The organism is Acinetobacter sp. WCHA29 (assembly GCF_002165335.1).
Taxonomy (GTDB): Bacteria; Pseudomonadota; Gammaproteobacteria; order Pseudomonadales; family Moraxellaceae; genus Acinetobacter.
The window spans coordinates 1-8,518 of the sequence record NZ_NHRQ01000038.1; the positions used below are offsets into that span (position 1 = coordinate 1).

An 8,518-nucleotide genomic window follows, 5' to 3' on the forward strand; every position below is an offset into this window, starting at 1 on the left:
CACCACAACAGTTTGCTGGCGACAATAGCAAGAGTGAACCACCTGATCCCTTCCCGAACTCAGAAGTGAAACCTCTTAGCGCTGATGGTAGTGTGGCACTTGCCATGTGAGAGTAAGTCATCGCCAGCTTTTAAATACGAAACACCCCTAACCTAATGGTTAGGGGTGTTTTTTATTGAAATAAGAAAATGAAAATAGGGTTTATGCTAATATCCTTATAAAGGTTTAGATTATTTATAACGATGATTCAAAAAAATATTTTATGGGTAGATTGTTGTGCCGCTGTTTCAGCAGGTTTAATAGTTTTGCTTGTAGCACAATGGTTAAGTCAAATGTATCATTTACCAAAAAGCATCATCATTTTTATTGGTTGTACTAATTTATTGTATGCATGTTATTCATTTATATTAGCAAATTATAGAAGGCGATCAGCTACTCTCATCAATATTCTTGTGATAGCAAATGGATTTTGGTGCATTATTTGTTTGATTATAATATGGTGGTTTTGGCATGAAATGACGATATTGGCAATTATGCATATTGGTGGAGAAGCAATTTTTGTCGCTACTTTGGCAAAATTCGAGTATCTCTGGAGAAATAGGCTAGTAGTTAGTAACTTTATTTCGTAGTTAATATTAAATCTAAGAACTATAAAATAATTAAGTTTAAATAAATCAAATATATATCTAAAAAATCTGAACTCAAATTTCTATAATAGCTAAAAAGTCAGGTGTATTTTTTATTCTATTTTTAATTTAAATATTTATAAAATGGATCATTTAAGTGAAAATTTGATTAAGTGGTTATTCTAGTTTTCATCATTTACATAGATATAAATAATAGATTATTGAAAAAGTGGGGTGTAAATATAATGGGAAAAAAATTGGTTGAGAGCGAGAAGAAGTTATTGTTGGAAAAATTAAAAATTCGCTTTGAAAACAACATGGATCGACATTTAAACTTAAGTTGATATCAGGTTGAGGAAAGATTAAAACAAGTTCCAGATAAATTATGGTCATTGCATCAAATGGAAGAAACAGGTGGAGAACCTGACATAGTATCAATATATTCAGACTCATCTGAGATCATATTTTATGATTGTTCATTAGAATCACCCAAAGGTCGCAGAAGTCTTTGCTACGATCGAGAGGCACTAAATTCACGGAAAGAACATAAACCAATTAGCAATGCTGTTGATGAAGCAGAAGTGATGGGAGTTGAATTGCTGACAGAAGAGCAATACAAGCAATTGCAGTCGGTTGAACATTTTGATTTAAAAACTTCGAGTTGGGTAAAATACCAGAAGATCTACGCAAATAGGGTGGTGCAATTTTTTGTGATAATCGCTATGGACGAGTTTTTATTTATCACAATGGTGCGCAATCTTATTATGCGACTCGTGGTTTTCGTGGTCGACTAAAAATATAATTTTGAACTTTATACCATTATTCTAAAATTTTTTAATTTTAAATTTTGCCAAGCGCTTGCTTGGTTTTTGTGGTTTTGATACCTTAGTGTTCACTAAATACTCGAAAACAATGATCAATAATTATTAGGAAGCAAGCATGCTACTCAACCCTTTATATTACACCGAGCAACATTTAGCCTTTGCTGAGAGTGTTAGGCGCTTTACTGAAAAGGAAATTAGTCCTTTTATCAATGAATGGGATGAAGCGGAAACCTTTCCGAGAGAACTTTATAAAAAGGCTGCTGATATTGGCTTGCTTGGTGTTGGCTTTGATGAAAATTATGGTGGTATTGCGGGAACGGATGCATTTTATACTCTGCTTGTCTCAGTGGAGTTGGCGAAGTGCGCATCAGGTGGTTTGGCTGCATCATTGCTTTCACATACGATTGGAACACCACCAATTCAGCATTTTGCTCAAGAAGAGGTCAAGGCTGAAGTTTTACCACAAATTTTGTCAGGAGAGAAAATCTCTGCATTGGCAATTACTGAACCGAGTGGTGGTTCGGATGTTGCGGCTTTAAAAACCAAAGCGGTTCGAGATGATGACGATTATATTGTTAGTGGTGAAAAGACCTTTATTACATCGGGTATTCGAGCAGATTATTATTCGGTAGCAGTACGTACTGATCCTGATGCTAAGGGGGCTAATGGTATTTCAATGCTGTTGATTGATGCGCATAGTGAAGGCATTACAAAATCAAAGTTAGATAAAATGGGGTGGTGGGCATCAGATACCGCGCATTTGCACTTTGATAGTGTGCGAGTACCAGCCAAAAACTTACTTGGTGCCGAAAATATGGGCTTCTTTGTCATTATGAATAACTTTAACATGGAGCGATTTTTTCTTGCAGCCAGCAGCTATGGTTATGCGTTGGTTTGCTATGAAGAAGCTTTGGATTGGGCTAAACAGCGACAAACTTTTGGTAAACGCTTAATTGATCATCAAGTCGTGCGTCATAAGTTTGTAGATATGGCAACACGTTTAACTTCAACTCGTGCGCTATTGGAAGATACAGCCTACCGTTTAGGAAAACCCGAATTACAGGGAAATGAACTGATTGCACAAATTTGCATGCTTAAAAATGTAGCAACACAAACCATGCAATTTTGTGCTGATGCTGCCGTTCAGACTTTAGGAGGGATGGGTTTTATGCGTGGCACAAAATCTGAACGTATCTATCGTGAAGTGAAAGTGAACATGATTGGTGGTGGTGCAGAGGAAATTATGAAAGACCTTGCCAGCCGCCAACTCGGTTATTAAGCGAAATTTTAAGGCTTTAGATCATAATGAGATTGGTCTAAAGCCGTATTTATAAAAGAACAACTCGTTAAATAATAATTTAGGAAAAAGACATGGATGGTTTATCACTTAACCCGATTTATTACACATCTGAACATCGGGCCTTTGCAGACAGTGTCAAACGTTTTGTAGAAAAAGAAATTTCACCTTATGTGAATGAATGGGATGAGGCAGGAATATTTCCACGAGAACTTTATCAAAAGGCTGCAAGTGTCGGTTTAATGGGTCTTGGCTATGATGCTGAACATGGTGGCATTCCCGATGCAGATGCCTTCTACGTGATGTTGGCAGCAATTGAGATGGCAAAAGCTGGATCTGGTGGTGTGCATATTTCGCTTATGATCCATAGCATTGGAACACCACCCATTCATCATTTTGCTCGACCTGAGATTCGTAATGAAGTTATGCCACAGATTATTGCAGGTGAAAAAATATCAGCCTTGGCAATTACAGAGCCTAGTGGCGGTTCTGATGTCGCTGCAATTAAAACCAAAGCAATTCGAGAAGGAGATCATTTTATTTTGAATGGTGAAAAGACCTTTATCACATCAGGGATGCGAGCAGATTATTATACGGTTGCGGTCAAAACTGATCTAAATGCCCAAGGTGCCAAAGGGATTTCCATGTTATTGGTCGATGCGCATAGCAAGGGAATAACCAAATCATCATTAAAGAAAATGGGTTGGTGGGCATCAGACACTGCGCATTTGCATTTTGACAATGTCCAAGTCCCAGTTAGTCATTTGTTAGGCGAGGAAAATGCTGGTTTTAAAGTCATTATGAATAACTTTAATATGGAGCGTTTTTGGCTAGCTGCGATGGCATATGGTTATGCCTTGGTCTGTTATGAGGAAGCCTTAGATTGGGCAAAACAGCGTCAAACTTTTGGAAAGCGCTTGGTGGATCATCAGGTGGTTCGCCACAAACTTGTAGATATGGCAACACAATTGACTACAACACGAGCGTTATTAGAAGATACAGCTTATCGAATGGGACAAAAAGAGCTTCAAGGAGCAGACCTCATTGCACAAATTTCGATGTCAAAAAATGTAGCGACTCGTACGATGCAATTTTCTGCGGATGCGGCTGTGCAAACTTTGGGTGGAATGGGTTTTATGCGTGGAACGAAATCCGAACGAATTTATCGTGAAGTCAAAGTGAATATGATTGGTGGTGGTGCTGAAGAAATCATGAAAGATTTGATTAGTAAGCAGCTAGGCTATTAATACTTTCATGACGAATAAAAAGCGCGGTTAATTTCCGCACTTTTTATTTTCAAATTTATTCTAGTTCAGCTAATTCTTCTAAAGAGATTTGACGGATTTCAAATATAGGTTGTTTCAAAAATGAGTTCAAAGTTTTTATATCGATAAATTTTATATTATCTAAGGCAATACCTTCGATACTGTCTTTTTCAGCATCGTAACGAATATCTGGAGTTTGTTCGATAAATTGTTTGAATAACAGCGGACTATCGCTTAACTCCGCAAGTGGTTTTTCCATTAAAGCTTCAAACGCATAGTCCATCGCATAAATATTGGCTTCCCACGACACATCACTAAAATTTTCATCTTGGCTAGAAATAATGCTGCCAGTTTCATAGCCACTAAAATAGTCTTCTTCAGAGTTGATCCAGAGTACATAGCAGGGCTGTGATGCATCAACTTCCAATAATTGGTACCAGACAATACCTGAGATTTTAGCAAATTCAAAAGCATCATCTTCATTCAATTTAGGAATTTCACCATCATCTATATTAAAAGTTTTTCCTGTTTTTTCTAAAATTAAAGCTTCAAGTTTTTCGTAGATTTCATCATCTACTTCACCATTGCCAATGTCATAGTTACATAGTTCATCATAGTATAAGCCTTCGACGACTAGTGATTTGTATGCCTTTTCAGCTTCAGCTTTATCTGTATAAATCTGCTTGATCGCCCCAGTTGAAACACAATTGGTCAGATGCCATTCATCATTATATGCAAAGTCATTTTGACGAATCACGTATTGGATATTGCTCATTTTTATTTCCCCTTAAAATTAAGCGATTTTCATTTTTAAGTCTTGCAGTTTGGCTGCACTTGGCGGGACGGCCATTCCATTGTCCATCCAGAGTTCAAAACGCATTGGATTGAAAAAGAAGTCTGGACTAATATCAAAATCAATAAATTTAGCTTCGCCTTTTCCCATCATGGGAAGAATGGTATTGATAAACCAACTATTGTGAGTGATCAGTAAAGATTTTAGTTGTCCTGTCACTGATAATGGAGAGAGTAATGTTGCTGATAGCTTTGGGTCATCAATCACATCTGAGTGGAATTTTTCTAAACGTGTCGCCAGCCCATCAGTGGGAATATCCTGCATGGCTGCAACAAAATCGCCAATGGTTGGAATAAAACGATGGTGGAAATCCACCAGTAAATGATCTTTTTCGCACAGGTCTTTGACCTCGATACTTTTACCCGCACTATTTTCGAAATGATGTCCAAAAATCGGAATGACTACTTCTTGAACCCCCCAAAAAGTATGCAAGATACGGTGGCGGTTATCGGTACAAAGCATTTTGGTGCTGTCAATCAAAGCATGAATATCAATATAATCTTCGAGCTCGCCCCCACGACGTTTTACTGAAATATTGGCATGTTGGACTGGATTCATGGCATTATTATTCTGCTGTTATATTGCTTGCAGATTAACAAAGAATTTTTACAATAGAAATACCATGATTGGGTAGAACGTTAAGTTATGTCGTCTCATATCTTACTTATTTTAAAGCCATTTCCCAAACCATTTCAGTCAGCTCATCCACTTTGACTTTACCATCTGGGTTATACCACGTGACCGACCAAGAAATAGAACCACCAATCAATCGACGCCAAATAAATGCATCATGTTTAACTTTGCCTTGATCACGTAATTTTTCAATCACATTCAGCCAAACTTGTTCATATTCATTACGCATTTTTAAAAGATAGTCTTGTTTCTCTTTTGAGAGGGCAAACCATTCATGAACGAGTACGGCCATTGCTGCACCTGTATCCCCAGTAATCGAAATCAGTTCAGCTTTGATTAAATCACGTAATTGTTGTTCTGGCTCATTTGAACGTTCAGCCGCTTCCTTAAGCCGTGCAAAGTTATAAATAATGGTTTGTTCCATGACAGTCGCTAAAATTTCATCTTTACTTTTGAAATGATGGAAAAGACTACCTGACTGGATACCAATAAATTCACCCAATTGGCGAACTGTGGTTTTGTCATAACCTTGTTTATAAAATAGATAAGCAGCGCCAAGCAGCAAACGTCCACGAGGGCTATCGTCAAAACATACAATTTTAGGTATTTGCTCAATTGAAGTTGCGATCATGCCAGTCCGTCTATCCTATTAAATCTAGTGAGCATTGTAACAAAATTCATTTCATGAATTGTCTTATCTTTTTATAACAAGCATTTGCTTGAATTTGTCTGTTTTTTCCAATAAAGCATATCATTATGCACTTTACAAACCAAGCACTTGCTTGGTAATGTTGGAGCAACTTAGAAATAATAATGAGAAAACTCATGGCAAGCGTCAAGCAGGATGATCAGAAGGTAATCAAAATTGGGTGTGCATCCGGCTTTTGGGGGGATACCAACACAGCCGCTTTTCAGTTGGTACATTTAAGTGATATTGATTATTTAGTGTTTGATTATTTGTCAGAAATTACCATGTCGATCATGGCAAAGGCAATGATGACTGATCCAAATCATGGTTATGCCTTGGATTTTGTTAGCCGAGTTATGTCGCCACTGATTAATAAAATTGCTGAGAAAAAAATCAAAGTCATTAGTAATGCTGGCGGTGTTAATCCTTTAGCTTGTCGTGATGCCTTACAAAAAATAATTGATGAAAAAGGCTTGGATTTAAAAGTTGCTGTGGTACTTGGAGATGATGTATTACCCAAACATGCTGAGTTACTGAAACAAAATGTTCAGGGAATGTTTAATGGTGATGCTTTACCACATCATGTAGCCAGCAGTAATGCCTATTTAGGGGCGGTTGCGATCCGTGATGCCTTGGATTTAGGTGCGGATATTGTGATTACAGGTCGGGTGGTCGATTCGGCTGTGGTACTTGCACCATTACTGCATGAATATCAATGGTCACTGGATGATTATGACAAGTTGGCACAGGGTTCATTGGCAGGACATGTGATTGAATGTGGTGCCCAATGTACAGGGGGTAATTTTACCGATTGGCGTTTAGTACAAGGCTTTGACAATATGGGCTTTCCAATTGTAGAAGTCAGTGCCGATGCTTCCTTTATTGTGACTAAACCACAAGGCACAGGTGGCTTGGTTTCAACAGCAACAGTCGCAGAACAAATTGTTTATGAGATTGGTAATCCTCAAGCTTATTTACTTCCTGATGTGACGGCTGATTTTAGCCAAGTTCATTTAGAGCAAATCGGTGAAGATCGAGTAAAAGTTACAGGTGCAACAGGTCGTGAACCAACGCAGCAATATAAAGTCAGTGCTACCTATGCGGATGGTTATCGTGTTTTAGTCAGTTTCTTAATCGCAGGTCGTGAAGCTCCTGAAAAAGCGCAAACTATTGCCGATGCGATTCTAAATAAATGCGAACGTGTATTAGCTTTACGTTCAGTTCCGCCATTTAGTGAAAAATCGGTGGAGATTCTGGGTATCGAAAGTACCTATGGTTCGCATGCCAGAGTGAAAGATAGCCGTGAAGTGGTCGTCAAGATTGCTGTGAAACACATGTTTAAAGAAGCCTGTATGTTCTTTGCTTCGGAAATTGCACAGGCATCTACAGGTATGGCACCTGCATTAGCGGGGATTGTTGGTGGTCGTCCTAAAGCTTCGGCAGTGGTGAAGCTTTTCTCTTTCTTAATTGATAAAGATCAAATCAAGGTTGAGGTGGATTTTGCAGGGCAACGTCATCCAGTTCAGATTCCAACAGGTTTAGCTCCACAAGATATTAACCTGCATTCAGTGGGTGAAGTGGCGAGCTATCAAGGTGATGAAATTGAAGTGCCGTTAATTGAAGTGGCACATGCGCGCAGTGGCGACAAGGGTAATCATAGCAATATTGGGGTGATTGCCCGTAAAGCAGAATATCTACCTTGGATTCGGGCAGCACTGACAGAAGCCAATGTTGCAGACTATATGCAGCATGTACTTGATCCTGAAAAATCAAAAGTGATTCGTTATGAATTGCCAGCCATGAATGCACTGAATTTTATGTTGGAAAATGCATTGGGTGGCGGCGGGATTGCCAGTTTGCGGATTGATCCGCAAGGTAAGGCTTTTGCACAGCAGCTATTAGATATGCCAGTGAAGGTGCCCAGAAAACTAATCGCCTGATCACATCAATATCAACTAGTGTATGAGTTGCGCTTGCACGAGACATTGCAAGCGAAATCAATACGTCTTTTTATAGTATGTCTAGTCCACAAGAAATGAGATAGTTATAGATTGAGTCATAGTGCTTTTGAGGTCTTGTAGGGTCTCTTCCATCTACAGCCGGAATAAAAATAACCATACCTTGTCGAGCCCGAGTTAATAGAACTCTATAGGCGTTGATAAGATAGCTTTTAGTCGAGTCTTTATTAGGGTTTGTTGAGAATTACCGAGAGTTAATTAAACTCGCGCACAATTGAATCATGGCTTCAAAACTCGTATCTGTTTTACAACTACGCATCGCTATACGTTTAAATTCTTTTAACTTACAGAAATAGTTTTCAATGAGATGACGC

General features: G+C 38.4%; 7 protein-coding genes, 1 rRNA gene and 3 pseudogenes. 6 read left to right on the forward strand and 5 right to left on the reverse strand.

Annotation, left to right across the window (positions count from 1 at the left end):
* Positions 1-14: 14 nt before the first annotated feature.
* From rrf to CDG59_RS14615, 5 genes and pseudogenes are all read left to right on the forward strand, one after another.
* A 5S ribosomal RNA gene (gene rrf / locus CDG59_RS14595) occupies positions 15-129 on the forward strand.
* A 113-nt stretch (positions 130-242) separates the two neighbouring features.
* Positions 243-629, forward strand: a complete 387-nt coding sequence (locus CDG59_RS14600) for a hypothetical protein (protein WP_087546002.1) — start codon at positions 243-245, stop codon at positions 627-629.
* A 242-nt stretch (positions 630-871) separates the two neighbouring features.
* Positions 872-1,428 (forward strand): annotated as a pseudogene (locus CDG59_RS14605) (DUF4256 domain-containing protein).
* 137 nt (positions 1,429-1,565) lie between these two features.
* The gene (locus tag CDG59_RS14610) at positions 1,566-2,729 is read left to right on the forward strand and encodes an acyl-CoA dehydrogenase family protein (protein WP_087546003.1); all 1,164 of its coding nucleotides are present in this window, start codon (positions 1,566-1,568) and stop codon (positions 2,727-2,729) included.
* A gap of 92 nt (positions 2,730-2,821) precedes the next feature.
* Positions 2,822-3,994 carry an acyl-CoA dehydrogenase family protein gene (locus CDG59_RS14615; protein ID WP_087546005.1) on the forward strand — a complete coding sequence of 391 codons (1,173 nt, stop codon included), beginning with the start codon at positions 2,822-2,824 and terminating at the stop codon, positions 3,992-3,994.
* A 55-nt stretch (positions 3,995-4,049) separates the two neighbouring features.
* Here CDG59_RS14615 and CDG59_RS14620 read toward each other — a convergent pair whose 3' ends face one another.
* The 3 genes from CDG59_RS14620 to CDG59_RS14630 all read right to left on the reverse strand — a co-directional run bounded on the left by CDG59_RS14620 (position 4,050) and on the right by CDG59_RS14630 (position 6,129).
* Positions 4,050-4,787 carry a hypothetical protein gene (locus CDG59_RS14620; protein ID WP_087546007.1) on the reverse strand — a complete coding sequence of 246 codons (738 nt, stop codon included), beginning with the start codon at positions 4,785-4,787 and terminating at the stop codon, positions 4,050-4,052.
* 18 nt (positions 4,788-4,805) lie between these two features.
* On the reverse strand, positions 4,806-5,423 hold the full coding sequence (locus CDG59_RS14625; protein ID WP_087546008.1) for a DUF6915 family protein: 618 nt from the start codon (positions 5,421-5,423) through the stop codon (positions 4,806-4,808).
* Positions 5,424-5,529: 106 nt separating this feature from the next.
* On the reverse strand, positions 5,530-6,129 hold the full coding sequence (locus CDG59_RS14630) for a TetR/AcrR family transcriptional regulator (protein ID WP_087546010.1): 600 nt from the start codon (positions 6,127-6,129) through the stop codon (positions 5,530-5,532).
* A 194-nt stretch (positions 6,130-6,323) separates the two neighbouring features.
* Between CDG59_RS14630 and CDG59_RS14635 the strand changes: the two genes are divergently transcribed.
* Positions 6,324-8,126, forward strand: coding sequence for an acyclic terpene utilization AtuA family protein (locus CDG59_RS14635; protein WP_087546012.1), 1,803 nt, complete (start codon positions 6,324-6,326; stop codon positions 8,124-8,126).
* 70 nt (positions 8,127-8,196) lie between these two features.
* Here CDG59_RS14635 and CDG59_RS15225 read toward each other — a convergent pair.
* Positions 8,197-8,361 (reverse strand): annotated as a pseudogene (locus tag CDG59_RS15225) (DNA/RNA helicase domain-containing protein); the annotation flags it as partial.
* 27 nt (positions 8,362-8,388) lie between these two features.
* A pseudogene (locus CDG59_RS15585) lies at positions 8,389-8,518 on the reverse strand (IS5 family transposase); the annotation flags it as partial.

Coding starts and splice junctions, on each gene's coding strand:
- CDG59_RS14615 (WP_087546005.1), top strand. CDS start 2,822: ATGGATGGTTTATCACTTAACCCGATTTATTACACATCTGAACATCGG.
- CDG59_RS14620 (WP_087546007.1), bottom strand. CDS start 4,787: ATGAGCAATATCCAATACGTGATTCGTCAAAATGACTTTGCATATAAT.
- CDG59_RS14635 (WP_087546012.1), top strand. CDS start 6,324: ATGGCAAGCGTCAAGCAGGATGATCAGAAGGTAATCAAAATTGGGTGT.
- CDG59_RS14610 (WP_087546003.1), top strand. CDS start 1,566: ATGCTACTCAACCCTTTATATTACACCGAGCAACATTTAGCCTTTGCT.
- CDG59_RS14625 (WP_087546008.1), bottom strand. CDS start 5,423: ATGAATCCAGTCCAACATGCCAATATTTCAGTAAAACGTCGTGGGGGC.
- CDG59_RS14630 (WP_087546010.1), bottom strand. CDS start 6,129: ATGATCGCAACTTCAATTGAGCAAATACCTAAAATTGTATGTTTTGAC.
- CDG59_RS14600 (WP_087546002.1), top strand. CDS start 243: ATGATTCAAAAAAATATTTTATGGGTAGATTGTTGTGCCGCTGTTTCA.